The sequence below is a fragment of the Mesorhizobium sp. WSM4808 genome, assembly GCF_055811675.1.
In genome coordinates this window covers 107,434-121,083 of sequence record NZ_JBVVQX010000006.1, presented here as the reverse complement: position 1 = coordinate 121,083, position 13,650 = coordinate 107,434, and the positions used below count along the sequence as shown (strand labels likewise).

At 64.2% G+C, this 13,650-nt stretch carries 18 protein-coding genes; 5 read left to right on the top strand and 13 right to left on the bottom strand.

The window, feature by feature from the left end; translation table 11 throughout:
* The first annotated feature begins 16 nt into the window (after nt 1-16).
* Nucleotides 17-766 (top strand): bifunctional 2-polyprenyl-6-hydroxyphenol methylase/3-demethylubiquinol 3-O-methyltransferase UbiG, encoded by a 750-nt coding sequence (ubiG, locus tag AC0L2U_RS12995; RefSeq protein WP_127809232.1) that lies wholly within the window; start codon nt 17-19, stop codon nt 764-766.
* Between the two features lie 20 nt (nt 767-786).
* Here the strand turns inward: ubiG and AC0L2U_RS12990 are convergent, their stop codons facing one another.
* A complete protein-coding gene (locus tag AC0L2U_RS12990; RefSeq protein ID WP_127399347.1) occupies nt 787-1,305 on the bottom strand; it encodes a flavin reductase family protein in 519 nt (172 codons plus the stop codon).
* A gap of 142 nt (nt 1,306-1,447) precedes the next feature.
* Complete coding sequence (locus AC0L2U_RS12985) at nt 1,448-2,338, bottom strand: DMT family transporter (RefSeq protein ID WP_127809231.1); 891 nt, start codon at nt 2,336-2,338, stop codon at nt 1,448-1,450.
* Between the two features lie 96 nt (nt 2,339-2,434).
* Between AC0L2U_RS12985 and AC0L2U_RS12980 the strand changes: the two genes are divergently transcribed.
* On the top strand, nt 2,435-2,920 hold the full coding sequence (locus AC0L2U_RS12980; RefSeq protein ID WP_127397870.1) for a MarR family winged helix-turn-helix transcriptional regulator: 486 nt from the start codon (nt 2,435-2,437) through the stop codon (nt 2,918-2,920).
* A 96-nt stretch (nt 2,921-3,016) separates the two neighbouring features.
* Here AC0L2U_RS12980 and AC0L2U_RS12975 read toward each other — a convergent pair whose 3' ends face one another.
* Genes AC0L2U_RS12975 through AC0L2U_RS12955 form a run of 5 tightly spaced genes read right to left on the bottom strand, consistent with a single transcriptional unit; the run spans nt 3,017 to nt 6,090 of the window.
* Nucleotides 3,017-3,679 (bottom strand): hypothetical protein, encoded by a 663-nt coding sequence (locus AC0L2U_RS12975; RefSeq protein ID WP_127322210.1) that lies wholly within the window; start codon nt 3,677-3,679, stop codon nt 3,017-3,019.
* Between the two features lie 14 nt (nt 3,680-3,693).
* Nucleotides 3,694-4,119, bottom strand: a complete 426-nt coding sequence (locus AC0L2U_RS12970) for a DUF1178 family protein (protein WP_023811158.1) — start codon at nt 4,117-4,119, stop codon at nt 3,694-3,696.
* Nucleotides 4,116-4,982 (bottom strand): carbon-nitrogen hydrolase family protein, encoded by an 867-nt coding sequence (locus AC0L2U_RS12965; RefSeq protein ID WP_127397868.1) that lies wholly within the window; start codon nt 4,980-4,982, stop codon nt 4,116-4,118. Before AC0L2U_RS12965 ends, AC0L2U_RS12970 begins: the two co-directional genes overlap by 4 nt.
* A 10-nt stretch (nt 4,983-4,992) precedes the next feature.
* Entirely contained in the window at nt 4,993-5,262 is a 270-nt protein-coding gene (gene grxC / locus AC0L2U_RS12960; protein ID WP_127397866.1) for a glutaredoxin 3, read from the bottom strand.
* Between the two features lie 27 nt (nt 5,263-5,289).
* A complete protein-coding gene (locus AC0L2U_RS12955) occupies nt 5,290-6,090 on the bottom strand; it encodes a ComF family protein (RefSeq protein WP_127809229.1) in 801 nt (266 codons plus the stop codon).
* A gap of 65 nt (nt 6,091-6,155) precedes the next feature.
* Here AC0L2U_RS12955 and AC0L2U_RS12950 point away from each other — a divergent pair, with 65 nt between their 5' ends.
* On the top strand, nt 6,156-7,031 hold the full coding sequence (locus AC0L2U_RS12950; protein WP_127809228.1) for a class I SAM-dependent methyltransferase: 876 nt from the start codon (nt 6,156-6,158) through the stop codon (nt 7,029-7,031).
* A 27-nt stretch (nt 7,032-7,058) separates the two neighbouring features.
* Here AC0L2U_RS12950 and AC0L2U_RS12945 read toward each other — a convergent pair whose 3' ends face one another.
* The 5 genes from AC0L2U_RS12945 to argJ form a co-directional block, all read right to left on the bottom strand.
* Nucleotides 7,059-7,244, bottom strand: coding sequence for a Flp family type IVb pilin (locus AC0L2U_RS12945; RefSeq protein ID WP_013529446.1), 186 nt, complete (start codon nt 7,242-7,244; stop codon nt 7,059-7,061).
* Between the two features lie 109 nt (nt 7,245-7,353).
* The gene (locus AC0L2U_RS12940) at nt 7,354-7,668 is read right to left on the bottom strand and encodes a hypothetical protein (protein WP_013529445.1); all 315 of its coding nucleotides are present in this window, start codon (nt 7,666-7,668) and stop codon (nt 7,354-7,356) included.
* Between the two features lie 127 nt (nt 7,669-7,795).
* A complete protein-coding gene (gene mutT / locus AC0L2U_RS12935) occupies nt 7,796-8,218 on the bottom strand; it encodes an 8-oxo-dGTP diphosphatase MutT (RefSeq protein WP_127322229.1) in 423 nt (140 codons plus the stop codon).
* Entirely contained in the window at nt 8,211-8,963 is a 753-nt protein-coding gene (locus tag AC0L2U_RS12930) for a GNAT family N-acetyltransferase (RefSeq protein WP_127269617.1), read from the bottom strand. Before AC0L2U_RS12930 ends, mutT begins: the two co-directional genes overlap by 8 nt.
* A gap of 29 nt (nt 8,964-8,992) precedes the next feature.
* The gene (gene argJ, locus AC0L2U_RS12925) at nt 8,993-10,234 is read right to left on the bottom strand and encodes a bifunctional glutamate N-acetyltransferase/amino-acid acetyltransferase ArgJ (protein WP_292695169.1); all 1,242 of its coding nucleotides are present in this window, start codon (nt 10,232-10,234) and stop codon (nt 8,993-8,995) included.
* A 170-nt stretch (nt 10,235-10,404) separates the two neighbouring features.
* On the opposite strand from argJ, the gene AC0L2U_RS12920 reads away from it, so the two are divergent.
* Entirely contained in the window at nt 10,405-11,634 is a 1,230-nt protein-coding gene (locus tag AC0L2U_RS12920) for a caspase family protein (protein WP_127809226.1), read from the top strand.
* Nucleotides 11,635-11,934: 300 nt separating this feature from the next.
* Nucleotides 11,935-12,534 carry a TetR/AcrR family transcriptional regulator gene (locus tag AC0L2U_RS12915; RefSeq protein WP_127809225.1) on the top strand — a complete coding sequence of 200 codons (600 nt, stop codon included), beginning with the start codon at nt 11,935-11,937 and terminating at the stop codon, nt 12,532-12,534.
* A gap of 67 nt (nt 12,535-12,601) precedes the next feature.
* Here the strand turns inward: AC0L2U_RS12915 and AC0L2U_RS12910 are convergent, their stop codons facing one another.
* The gene (locus AC0L2U_RS12910) at nt 12,602-13,519 is read right to left on the bottom strand and encodes a peptidylprolyl isomerase (protein ID WP_127809224.1); all 918 of its coding nucleotides are present in this window, start codon (nt 13,517-13,519) and stop codon (nt 12,602-12,604) included.
* Between the last annotated feature and the right edge of the window lie 131 nt (nt 13,520-13,650).

The window sequence follows — 13,650 nt, the reverse complement described above, 5'->3', positions numbered from 1 at the left end:
TCGAGGAGACCAACCCATGCCAGAGCCCCGACGATCGACGATCGATGCCGGAGAGGTGGAGCGCTTTTCCGCCCTTGCCGCCGAATGGTGGAACCCGAACGGCAAGTTCCGTCCCCTGCACAAATTCAATCCGGTCCGGCTGGCCTATATCCGCGACCAGATAGCAACGCGCTTCGGCCGTGACCCGCGCGCTGCAAGGCCTTTCGAGGGCCTGCGCATCCTCGACATCGGCTGCGGCGGCGGACTTCTGTGCGAGCCGATGGCGCGGCTTGGCGCCGAAGTCGTGGGTGCGGATGCCTCCGAAACCAATATCGAAGTGGCCAAGCTGCACGCCGCCGAGGGCAATGTCAGCATCGACTATCGCGCCACGACGGCTGAGGACCTTGCCGACGCCGGCGAAAAGTTCGACGTCATCCTCAACATGGAAGTGGTCGAGCATGTCGCCGACATCGACCTGTTCGTCGCCAAATGCGGCGAGATGGTGCGGCCCGGCGGCGTCATGTTCGTGGCCACTATCAACCGCACGCTGAAGGCGCTGGGCTTAGCCATCATCGGCGCCGAATATGTGCTGCGCTGGCTACCGCGCGGCACCCACCAGTTCGGCAAGCTGGTGCGCCCGGAAGAACTCGAAAAGGCGCTTGGCGGCGCCGGCCTGACCATCATCGACCGCACCGGCGTCACCTACAACCCGCTGGCCGACCGCTGGGCACGCTCGAAGGACATGGACGTCAACTACATGGTCCTGGCGGAAAAAGGCTCAGTCTGACCTTATTCTGAATTCTGGCCTTATTCAGAATTCAGCGGCCTGTAGCCGCCGCGCCAGTAGATCAGCGCCTGGCCGGCATCGTGGGTGCGCACGGCCTCGACCGAGCCGATGACGATGGAATGCGTGCCGCGATCGATCATCTCGTCGAGGCTGCAGTCGAAGGCGGCCACCGCGTCCGAAAGCAGTAAAGCTCCGGTCTTGAGCGTCGTCCATTCGGCGCCCTCATAGCGGTCCTTGCCCTTGATGCCGCCAAAGCCGGAGAACCGCTCGGCCACGCGCTGATGCTTGGGCCCAAGCGAATTGACGCCGAAATGCCGGTAGCGTTCGATCACCGGCCAGGTCGACGACGACCTGTTGACGCAGGCGATCACCTTGGGCGGCTCGGCCGACAGCGAGACGACCGAAATGACCACCAGGCCGGAGCGATCCTCGCCGGTGCCGGCGGTGATGACGCTGACATTGCCGACGATCAGCCGCATCGCGGCGCGAAAATCAGCTACATCGACAGCAGTCGCCTCTGATGTCTTCGGTTCGTTCATGGCTTGCTCCAGAGCACGATTCCAAAAAGGGAACGGTCCTCGGAAAAGATCACGCTCAAACAGGAAGATAAAGCAGATCTGGATACAAATTCAGGTGAAATCGGCTCCAGGCGCGAAGGTGATTCGGATCCCTTGCGACCGCTCACGCCTTCTGGCTTTGTGCCCTGGTGGTGATGAACACGCCGGCGGTGATGATGAGCGCGCCTGCCCAGGTCAGCAGCTGATAGTGCTCGCCGAGGAAGATGGTTCCGGCAAACAGGCCGACGGCCGCCGCGACATAACCGATCTGGCTGAGATAGACCGGGCCGCCAACCGCTTGCAGCCTGAAGAAGAAGGCGAACATAGCCGACGCCGACGCGACCTGCGCGATGACCACCAGTGGCACGCCGCCGAGTGGCGCGAAAGCCTCGCCGCCGAACAGGAGGAGAATGCCGGCAAGCAGCATCGCCGCCGACGCCAGATGGCTGCCGACGGCAAGCTCGATCGGGCCGGTGCCGTCCGGCCAGTCGACCGTACGATAGATGTTGCCGACGGCAAGGCTGACCGGGATGAGCAAACCCATCACTACCCAGAACAAATCGGCCGGCTGGCCGGCCTCGCCGCGCGTCACCGCGACCATGACGGCGCCGACGAAGCCGACGGCGATGCCGACAATGCCCAGCATGTTGGGGCGCCGGACACGCAACAGGATCGAGAACACCAGTGTGATGACAGGCGACAGGGTGAACATGATGCCGGTGTAGCCGGCGCCCAGATGCGGGATGGCCGAGAACATCAGGAGGTTGGGGACAGCATAGGACACCGCGGCAGTCACGAAGAAATAGCGCAATTTGTGCGCGGTGAGCCGGACCCGCTTGCCGCGAGCCAGGAGCACGCACAGCAAGACCCCGCCGGCGCCGAGCGAGATGACGAAGGCCCAGACCATGGCCGGCACGTCGGCAGCCGTGGCGAGCTTGCCGAACGGCAGCGTCAGGCCGAGCAGGCCGCCGGTGACGACCAGCAGGCCGAGCGCCGAATCCCAGAGAAGTTTCATTGACCGAATCCTGTAGCGCGGCCCTTGGCCGGCATTGCATGTTATGATAAGATAATGGAAAGATTCTTAACGTCAAGATATATGATGGTGAGACAATTGGACAGGGCAGCAAGAGCGATCGAGCAATGGAAGCGGGAGCGGCCCGATCTGGATGTCTCGCCAATGGGTGTGCTCGGGCGGCTGAACGAGGCCTCCTCGCTGATCGCCCGCGAGCGCCTGGCGCCGTTGTTTGCCCGTTATGGATTGCAGTCCGGGGAATTTGACGTGCTGGCAACGCTGCGCCGTTCAGGCTCTCCCTACGCGCTGACGCCGACCGCTCTCTACGAGGCGACGATGGTGACGTCCGGCGCCATGACCAACAGGCTAGACCGGCTCGAAACGTCCGGATTGATCCTGCGCGGGCCGCATCCCAACGATAGGCGCGGCATTGTCGTGCGGCTGACCGACAAGGGCCTGGCCTTGATCGATGAAGCCGTTACCGCCCACGTGGCCAACGAACACGAGGTTCTCTCGGGCTTGACGCCGGCGGAACAGGAGACGCTCTCTCGGCTGCTTGAGAAATTGATCGGGAGTATGGGCTAGAGCAATTCTAGGAAAAGTTTTCCGCCTAGAATTGCTTCAAAACAAATAGTTAGAGCAGCTCGCCGTTTCCGCGAAACGGTGAAATGCTCTAGCCGGTCAGTTCATAGGCTGCCGCGAGAACCGGCGCCGGTGTTTCCAGCGCTGGTATGATACGGTGAGGTGGACAAGCCGGGTCGGCATGTTGAGGTAGAGCAGAGCATCTCGCAAACCACTGAGATTTCGCTCACTCATCGCCTTGTCGGAAAAGTCCGGCATGGCCTCAAGTGTCGCTTCAGCTTGCTGGCCCCGGCCCTTTCCTGTCGGCAATCTGGCCGCAAAGGCTATTTCTCGACGCAGACAGACCTGCTCGACGCGATCCCGCAACGCCTCTTCGTAGCCGATACCGCATCGCATAAGCCGCGCGTGGGTGGCCTCATGGACGATAATCGAAGCGACCAATTCCGGCGTCGTCTCTTCGCTGATGATATGGCGCTCGTCCAATTCGCACGCCTTGGAGGAGTTCGCCCATTGCGCGACTGAAGCAGGAAGGGTTGTGACGAATACCTGTCTTACGTCACCAAGCAGCCGTCTGTAGCGCACTGGATCAAAATCACGAATAAGCTGAAGCGCCTCGACGATCTTGTCGGTGCCCTTGTCGCTGATGATGAGCAATCCGTCGACCGTTCGGGTACCGCTAAGCTTCACGGCGGCCCAGCGGGCCAACCGGCCAACGACGGCTCTTATGCTGCGTTCCGGCTCAATCGCTTCTGGGTCGCGCAAAGCTCCCTCGGAATTCAGTTGCGATCGTCCGGGAACACCGGGATGGGCATGAACTCGACGCCGTCCTCGGCCAGGCTCTTGGCTTCATCCAGCGTCGCCTCGCCATAGATGCCGCGCGGGTCGCTCTCGCCGAAATGGATCTTTCGCGCTTCCTCGGCGAACTTGTCGCCGACATAGTCGGCATTCTCGCGCACCTTCTCGGCCATCGCCTTGAGCTGTGCCAAAGCCTGCTTCTGCGCCTCGCCCATGGCGAGCGCTATGGTTTCCTGCTTGCGCGCCGTGGAGACAGCCGGCGCCATCAGCGCCTTCTGCACCTTGTGCGAGCCGCAGGTGGGGCAATCGACAAAGCCGCGCTTCTTCTGGGTGTCGAAATCGTCGTTGCTGCGGAACCAGCCTTCGAATTCGTGCTCGTGCTCGCAGATCAGGGCAAAGCGGATCAAGAGGCTGCACCCCTGAGCCGCGGCGCCTCGCCCAAGCCGGCATTGACGGCGAAATCCCGCGCATTCCTGAGATTGGGGATCTTCTTGCGCGCGGCAAGCGACTGCGCCGGGTCGATCTCGGCGACGATCACATCAGGCTCGTCATGCGCGGCTTCCGCGATGATACGGCCCCACGGATCGACGATCAGCGAATGACCGTAGGTCTCGCGGCCATCCTCATGCAGGCCGCCCTGCGCGGCGGCGATGACATAGGCGCCATTCTCGATGGCGCGGGCCCTGAGCAGCACGTGCCAGTGCGCCTCGCCGGTCTGACGGGTGAAGGCGGCAGGTACGGAAAGCAGATCGGCGCCGGCCAGTGCCTCGGCGCGGAACAATTGCGGAAAGCGCAAATCGTAGCAAACGGCAAAGCCGAGCTTTGCACCCTCGATCTCGGTGACGACGGCCTCGGTGCCCGGTTCGTAGGCAGCGGATTCACGCCAGCTCTCACCATTGTCGAGGTCGACATCGAACATGTGGATCTTGTCGTAGGTGGCGAGCGCAGCACCATCCGGGCCAAACAGCAGCGCCCGGTTGGCGAGCTTGCCGTCGGCCCGCAGGATGGCGGTCGAGCCGATATGCAGGAAGACGCCGAGTTCCTTGGCCAATCTGCGCGCGGTCGAAACGACGATGTCCTTGTCTTCGGACGTAAACGAGGCGGCGCGAGCTTCCTTGTCGCGGATCAGCGCACCGGTCATTTCCGGCGTCTGGATGTAGGTCGCGCCCTGGCTTGCCGCTTCACGCACCAGCCGTTCGAGATCGACCGCGTTGCGCTCGGGACTCTCGCCTGAACGCATCTGGATCGCAGCGGCTTTGAAAACACCCATCGTCATTCCCTTAATTCGTCGCGCCGTTGGCGAGCAGTTTGTCCAGCCGGCCTTCGGCCTCCAGCTCGTGGAGGTCGTCACAGCCGCCGATATGCGTATCGCCGATGAAAATCTGCGGAAAGGTCGTGCGGCCATGCGCCCGTGAGATCATCTCCTGGCGCAGTTCCGGCGAGAAGGAGGCATCGTGCTCGGTAAAGACGACGCCCTTGCGCTCGAGCAGCCGCTTGGCTGCCGTGCAATAGCCGCACATCATACGGGTGTAGATCGTGACATCGGCCATGACGAATTTCCGCTGTTCGTTGCCGACTTATATAGTCGCGGACTCGTCCGCCCGAAAGTCCCCCGGCAACACACGGGCAAAGGTCAGCACGTCGACGGCGGCCGCACCTCCCCTTTTCAGCGCCTTGGTGGCGGAACGCACCGTGGCGCCGGTGGTGTAGACATCGTCGATCAAAAGCACCCTGCGGCCGGCGATCTCGATTTCCGCCTCGGCGGGTACCCGAAAGGCCGCCCGCACATTCTCCTCGCGCTCGCTGCGCTCCAGCCCGACCTGCTGGCGGGTGAGTTTCACGCGCCGCACCGCCGAGGGGGCGAAGGGCAGTTCGCTGAGCACCGAGACCGCCCGCGCCAGTTCCGCCGATTGGTTGAAGCGCCGCCTGAAAAAGCGCCGCCAGTGCAGCGGCACCGGCACCACCACATCCGCCTCGGCGATGAGATCGGCACCCGCACGCACCATCCAGCGCGCCATCCATGGTGCCAGATCCGTGCGATCCTGGTATTTCAACCCTTGCACCATCTGGCGGGCAACGCCGGAATAGGCGACCGCCGCCCGCGCCCGCTCGAAAGGCGGCGGATCGGCAATCGCCTCGGCCGACAGAAAGCCTTCGCCCATATGATGGGTGAACGGCGTGCCCATGACCGGGCACCATGGCCGCTCCAGCAGCCTGAGCTTCGGCCAGCAGGCGCCGCACAGCACGCCTGGCTGCGAGACATGCCGGCGGCAACCGGCGCAGACCGGCGGAAACAGCATACGCGCCGGCCAGCCGACAACCGACCGCGCCAGGTTCGTGATCGCGATGGACTTGATCTTGGGCATCGGATCGGCCACGTGGTTGCTCCTGCGCGCCACTATATCAACGATCCCGGAGCGTGGACAAACAAAGGATCTGCCCGTTGCAGCCGATAATGGATACCTCTCTGTGGCTGGCGCACAAGCGGCGCGCCCTTGCTCATCCGGTCGACGGTGCGGACTTCCTCATGCGCCGCACGGCCGAGGACCTTGCCGACCGGCTGGGTGCCGTCGAGCGCAGGTTCGGCAAGGCGGCTGTGCTGTTTTGCCAGACGCCGGCAGCAGCCGAAACGCTCGCCGAAAGCGGCAAGGTCGCCGACATCGTCCGCGTCGAGGCGGACACGGCCTTCCTGAGCGGTGGCGGCGCCGGCTTGATCGCACCGCTCGAAACCGTGCCGTTCGAAGCGGAAAGCCTCGATCTGGCGGTGTCGCTTCTGTCGCTGCAGGCCATGAACGACATCCCCGGCATGCTGATCCAGATCCGCCGTGCGTTGCGGCCGGATGGGCTTTTCCTCGGCGCCTTTGCCGGCGCCGGTACGCTTTTCGAGTTGCGCGAAAGCCTGCTTTCGGCCGAGACCGAGCTTTACGGCGGCGCCAGTCCGCGTGTCGCCCCGTTTACCGACGTGCGCGATGCCGGTGCGCTGCTGCAGCGCGCCGGTCTCGCTCTGCCGGTCGCCGACGTAGAGACGGTGACGGTGCGCTATGCCAGCCTGTTCAACCTGATGGCGGATCTGCGGGCCATGGGCGAAACCTCTGCGCTCACCGATCGCAGCCGGCGGCCGGGCTCGCGCAAGCTGTTTGCCCGCGCGGCGGAAATCTACGCCGAGCGGTTTTCCGACCCCGACGGCCGCGTGAGGGCAAGTTTCTCGATTGTCTGGATGTCCGGCTGGGCGCCCGACGCATCGCAGCAAAAACCGCTTAAGCCAGGGTCGGCCAAGGTCTCGCTGAGAACAATCCTGGAGGCGCCCGGCGGGCAATGATCCTGCCCGCAGGCGCGGAAAGCCGGATCAGGGCGTGGGTGCGAAAGCGTTCGCAAGCTTGCTGTTGTTGTCGCTGAACAGCCAGATGATCCCGTCGCGGACCTCACCGATACCGCCGACGATGGCCAGCGACAGCACGGCGATGATGACGCCATATTCGACGGCCGTGGCGCCGGTCTCGTCGTTCAGAAAACCCAGCAGCACTGCTTTCATGGCCTCAACCCCTCTGTCCGGGACCTTACCGCCGACCTGTTAAGAAAGGTTAACGGCAAAGGCTTAACAGGCGATGAAACCGCCGCCTTTCCGAAATCTCTTAACCATGTCAGCAGTCGCCGCTGCTCCTGCCATTGGACCTGATGATGCAGACCGAGCTCGGTTGCGGCTGCAGCACGCTGCGGCGCAGCGTGTAGGTTTCGCGATGGCCGATCGAGCCTGTCGCCGCCATGTCAAGCCCGCCGAAACCATCACGGGCCGACAGCGAGCGTGTCTGGCTGTCGAGGAAAGGGGTTGCAATCAGCGCCAGCGCCACCGCGGCCGAACCGAACAGCAGCGTGATGCGCAATATGCCCATGCCCGCATCGGCGGCGCGAAAACCGCGCTCGGGCCGGATCGAGTCCCAATCCCTGTCTAGGCTCATGCTATCGCTCCCCGGCAAATCGACGGCTCGGCCGCGAACGGCCATGCTTCAATTTTTCACGACGAGATAAATCTTCCATTAACGCTGGCTGATACACGCCTCGGCAGGAAGCGACCGGACGCGAACCTCAGAGCAGATCGATGAGGAACGGGATCAGCGGCGCATCGGCCGGCGGCATCGGATAGTCGCGCATCTGCTTCGGCCGCACCCATTTCAGCGTCTGCCCTTCCCTGGGCTGGGCTATGCCGCGAAAGCGGCGGCAAATGAACAGCGGCATCAGCAGGTGGAAATCGTCGTAGGAATGACTGGCGAAAGTAAGCGGCGCCAGGCATGGGATGTCGGTTTCGATGCCGATTTCCTCATGCAGTTCGCGAATGATGCATTGTTCCGGCGTCTCGCCGGGCTCGACCTTGCCGCCGGGAAATTCCCACAATCCGGCAAGTTGCTTGCCCTGAGGCCGCTGCGCCAGAAGCACCCGGCCGTCGGCATCGACCAGCGCGCAGGCGGCGACCAGGAGCAGGCGTTTGCCGGCGGTCACGACATCATTCATGACCCGGCGGCCGGCGGTAGTGGTAGCGATAGACTTCCTCGAAGCCGAGCGAATGGTAGAGCGCCAGCGCCGGCACGTTGTTGGCCTCGACCTGCAGCCAGGCTTCCCGCGCGCCCCGCAGCCGCGCCCATTTGAGCGCCGACAGGATCAGGTTGCGGCCATGGCCCTTGTTGCGCGCCGATCTGTCGGTGGCGACCTCGAACAGGCCGGCGAGATCGCCGTCATGCACGCAGATAAGCGTTGCCAGTGCCTCGGCTCCATCTTCGAGCGCGAACAGCCCGGCTTCGGGCTGGATGGCGCCGATGATCTCTGACAGGCCGGGGCGCAGCGAAACATCCGAACCGCTGACCTTGAGCAACGCGCCGATGAAGCGGCTGATGTCCTTGAGCGGAATCTGGTCCATGGCGGCGTCGAGCTGCGCGCCGGCCAGCGGCAGCCGCATGACCAGCGACTCGTCGAACCGGCTCCAGCCCTCGCGGTCGAGATGGCTGGCGAGATCGGGACCCGACAGCGGCGACATGCGGAACGTCAGCGGCCTTCCATAGGCATCGAAACGGCGGCTGGCCCGTCCGATACGGTCGGCCATGTGCATGATATCGCCGGGATCGAGCGGATTGACCGAGTTCAGCCGCTTGGCCGGATGGCCGGCGGTCAGCCGCACCACCCAGGTGCCGTCATAGTGGACGGCGGCTGCCGGCCAGGCGCGAAAGCCGGCCGCCTCGTAGCGGCGTACGATCGCGAGCATGCTTGCCGGATGCCTGGAGCTCAAAACCGTCAGCTCCGATAATCGCCATTGATGGCGACATATTCCTTGGTGAGATCGCAGGTCCACACCGTCGCCTTGCCGCGGCCGATGCCGATATCGGCACGGATGCGGATGTCGTCGCGCTTCATGTAGGCCGACGTCGCGGCCTCGGAGTAGCCGGGGTCGCGCTCGCCTTCATGCGCCAGCCTGTTGTCGCCGAACCAGATCGACAGCCGGTCGCGATCGGCGGGTTCGCCGGCCTTGCCGACGGCCATGACGACGCGGCCCCAATTGGCGTCCTCGCCGGCGACCGCCGTCTTGACCAGCGGCGAATTGGCGATGGACAGCGCGATGCGCTTGGCCGAGCGCGCCGATTTGGCGCCGGTGACGGTGACTTCGACCTGCTTGCGGGCGCCCTCGCCGTCGCGCACCACTTGCAGCGCCAGCGATTTCAGCACCTTGCCGAGCGCCCGGCGGAACGCGCCGAGACGGGCATCCTTGGGATCGGTTATGTCAGGCGCGCCGCGCTTGGCGGCCTTGCCGGTGGCGAAGATCAGCAGCGTGTCGCTGGTCGACGTGTCGCTGTCGACGGTGACCGCGTTGAAGGTCTTGGCCGTGCCGCGCGACAACAGATCCTGCAGGACGGGGGCGGCGATCGGCGCATCGGTGGCGATGAAGGAGAGCATCGTCGCCATGTCGGGCGCAATCATGCCGGCGCCCTTGGAAATGCCGTTGATGGTGACTTCGGTATCGCCGAGCTTGACGGTCGCAGTCGCCAGTTTCGGATAGGTATCCGTGGTCATGATCGCCTTTGCCGCCTCGGTCCACAGCCCGGGCTTGCCGTTGCTGACCAGCCCGGCCAGCAGGTGGCTGAATTTGCTGGTGTCGAGCGGCTCGCCGATGACGCCCGTCGAGGCCAGGAAAACCTCCGCTGCCGTGCAGCCGGCCGCCTTCGCCGCCGCCTCGCCGGTCAGCGCGGTCGACTCGCGGCCTTTCCTGCCGGTGAAGGCGTTGGCGTTCCCGGAATTGACGACCAGCACCCGGGCCTTGCCTGCACCGAGATTCTGCCGGCAGAAATCGACCGGCGCCGAAGGGCATTTCGATTTCGTGAACACGCCGGCGACCGCGGTGCCTTCATCGAAGACCATGGTCAAAAGATCGGTGCGGCTCTTGTACTTTATCCCTGCCTCGGCGGTGGCGATGCGCACCCCTTCGATCTCCGGCATTTTGGGGTATTTCTTCGGCGCGAGCGGCGAAATCGTCGTGGACATGGAGGCCTCGGGCGGGAAAAATCGCAGGGGAAGGCCGGTTTGCCCGATAGACCGCGCGGGCGCAAGGGCGTTTTCGTCGCTCTTGCCCGGGAGCTCGAACCCGCTCGTGGTTAGGCCTGCATTTCAAATCCGGTGGCGTCACCGGGGCCGATGGCGTTATGATCTGCCCCATGGGCAGGCTTGCGATCCTTGCATGGGCATTTCTGGGACTTTTGCTGCTGAGCGCGGATGCGCAGCCGCAACGGCGCGTGGCGCTTGTCATCGGCAACGGCACTTACGCCGAAGCCGGCACGCTGGCCAACCCGGTCAACGACGCCCTCGACATCGCCGACAAGCTGCGCTCCATCGGCTTCGAGGTCATTGAGGGCAACGATCTCGGCAAGCGTGAACTCGAACGCAGCATCGGCGCGTTTTCCGATGCGCTCCAGGGCGCCGGCGTCGGGCTTTTCTACTATGCCGGCCACGGCCTGCAGGTCGAGGGGCGCAACTACATCGTGCCGGTCGACGCCAGGCTGGACGTGCCGGTCAAGTTGCAGCTCGAGGCCGTGCCGATCGACGAAGTCCTCGACATCATGGAACAGCAGACCAAGGTCAGCCTGGTGTTTCTCGATGCCTGCCGCAACAATCCGTTTGCCCGCAGTCTCAGCCGCACCGCCACCACACGCTCGGCGAAGGCGCTGGCCGGGCTGGCGCGATTCGATTCGACGCGCGGCTCGTTCATCGCCTTCTCGACGGCACCTGGCGCTGTCGCCATGGACGGCAGCGGACGCAACTCGCCTTTCGCCGCCGCCCTGCTGCGCCACATCGCCGAGCCCGGCCAGAGCATCAACGACATGATGATCGCGGTGCGCCGCGACGTGGTTTCGCAAACTCGCGAGACCCAGCGCCCCTGGGAGCAGGGATCGCTGCTCGAACGCTTCGAATTCGTCTCGGACGGACAACCCGCAGAGCCACAAAGGCCGCCCGCGGCGCCGGCGCCTTCAACGGAAGTCGCCGCACTTGAACGCTCTGTCGGCGACGACAAGGGATCGATCGAGAAATTCCTGCGCCAGGACTATCTGACGCCGGACACCAGGGCGATAAGCGAGACCGTCAAGCGGCTCTACGGCCCATCCGCCTTCATCTTCGGAACCCGCTACGACGCCGACGCCATCGTCAAGATCAAGGCCGACTGGTTCGCGCAGTGGGCCTCCTGGTCGCTAAGCATGGAGGCCGGCAGCCTGGAGGTCACTCCACAGGGCGAAGATCGCGCCGAGGCAGTCTTTGCGATGCGCTACGACTATCTTCCAAAGGACAGGTCGGCGGCACGCCTGACCGGCAAGGCGCGCGTCACGCTTGGGGTGGTCAAGGCCGGCGGCGGCTGGCGTATCGAATCCGAGACATCGCAGGCGATGCAGTAGGCGTGATCCCACGGCCAGCCGGGCAATTCAAGCTGGCAGTGCTCATGGCGATAGGAATTTTTTCTTGACTCGGTGAGGGCAGCTATGCTACATTTTTGCCCATGGTGCTGATTTGCGCCAGTGACCCGCCGCCCGGCGGGTTTTTGCGTTTGGAGCTTCGCCAACCGACACGCCGTAGACTCCAGAGAATAAACTTAACCCCTGCCGCTACCATCCGTTCCCGAAGCTTGAAAACGCGCCGTTTCGTTTGAGCGTCGGGTCGCCTATATTGCCGGCGATAGTGTTGGCGAGGAGACAGAGATGGCCGAGGACGCCGATCCGGCGCGCAGATCGATCGGTGCGCGGCGCAACCCCGACAGCGCCGATGCCATTCTCGAAGCCGCCGAGGCCGTACTGGTCGAAGCCGGTTATGCCGGTTTCTCGATCGAGGCGGTGGCGCGGCGGGCCCGCGCCGGCAAACCCACCATCTATCGCTGGTGGCCGAGCAAGGCGGCATTGCTGCTTGAGGTCTATCAGCGCCAGAAGCGCGTCGAGGTTCCCGATACCGGGCGGCTGGAGGAGGATCTCGTCGGCTTCCTGAAAAACCTGTTCACCCACTGGCGCGAGACATCGTCGGGAAGCGTGTTCCGGTCGCTGATCGCCGAGGCGCAGTCGGACGAGACCGCTGCCGCGGCCCTTGCCGACTACTCGCTGGGCCGACGCTCCCATACCGGCCAGATCATCGAACGCGCCAAGGCAAGGGGCGAAATCCCGGCCGAAATCGATTCAGCCGTTGTCGCAGACCTGATCGCCTCCTTCGCCTGGAGACATCTGTTGACCAACCGGCTCGACGAGAACGAAGCCACCATCGGCAAGGCGGTCAACTACGTGATGCGAGGCATAGCGGCGCCCGCCCCCTAAAAATACGGCAATGAAAAAGGGCGCGGCAACCCCTGGCTGCCGCGCCCTTTTCGAAGACCTGTCGGTCTTACTTGGCGCTTTCCAGCGTATCGACCGTCTTCTTCAGGTTCGCGTCGGGGATCTCGATCTTGGCGCCGGCGCGCAGCGACTTGACCAGCGCGAAATATTTGTCGCGGATGACCGCCTGCTTGGCCTGGTCCTTGACGTCGTCGAAGGCCGGCGGCTGCTTGGTGCGCTTGTCCTCGAGCTTGATGACATGCCAGCCGAACTGCGTTTGCACCGGCTGCTCGGTGTACTTGCCGACCTCGAGCGCGGAGGCCGCCTTGTCGAACTCCGGCACCATCTGGCCAGGTCCGAACCAGCCGAGATCGCCGCCGCTGGTCTTGCCCGAGGGATCGCTGGTGTGCTCGGTGGCGAGCTTCTGGAAGTCGGCGCCGCCGTCGAGCTGCTTGATGATGGCCTCGGCCTCTTCCTTGGTCTTCACGAGGATGTGACGGGCATGCAACTCGTTGGTGGGCGGCGTGTTGGCGATTTCCTGGTCGTAGCGGGCGCGGACCTCGGCGTCGGTGACCTTGTCGACGACGCCCTTCTCGACCATCTCGCCATGCAGCGCGCGCTGCTGCAGGAAAGCCATGCGGCGCTGGAAGTCGGGATCCTTGTCGAGCCCTGACGTGACCGCCTGGGCGGCCATGACACGGATCTCGATGGCAGCCGAGAGCGCTGCGGCACGGCGCTGCTCGGGCGGCAATTGCGCGAACTGCTGCGACAATTCCCCTTCGGCAAGCACCAGATCGGCTTCGGTCAGGGGCTGGCCGTTGACCGTGGCGATAACCTTATTCGGATCGACCGGTGCCGCGGCTGGCGCTGCTGCATCCGCCGGGGCGGGAGCGGTTTGCTGCGCCATCAGCGGCGAGAGCGAAAGGGCCGACAGGCCGACGGCCAAGCCAAGGCTGGCGAGCGACGCGCGGCAGAACAACAGGGACATAGGGTGGACTCCGGTGGGGATTGTTAAGAGGGGTGCTTCCAGATCGGCCAGATTGTGGCGGAATTTGGCGCAGCCAGCAGGGCCAGCGCGGCGTTGACATCAGTTGAGCCCCCTCTTATCTGTCCAACGAC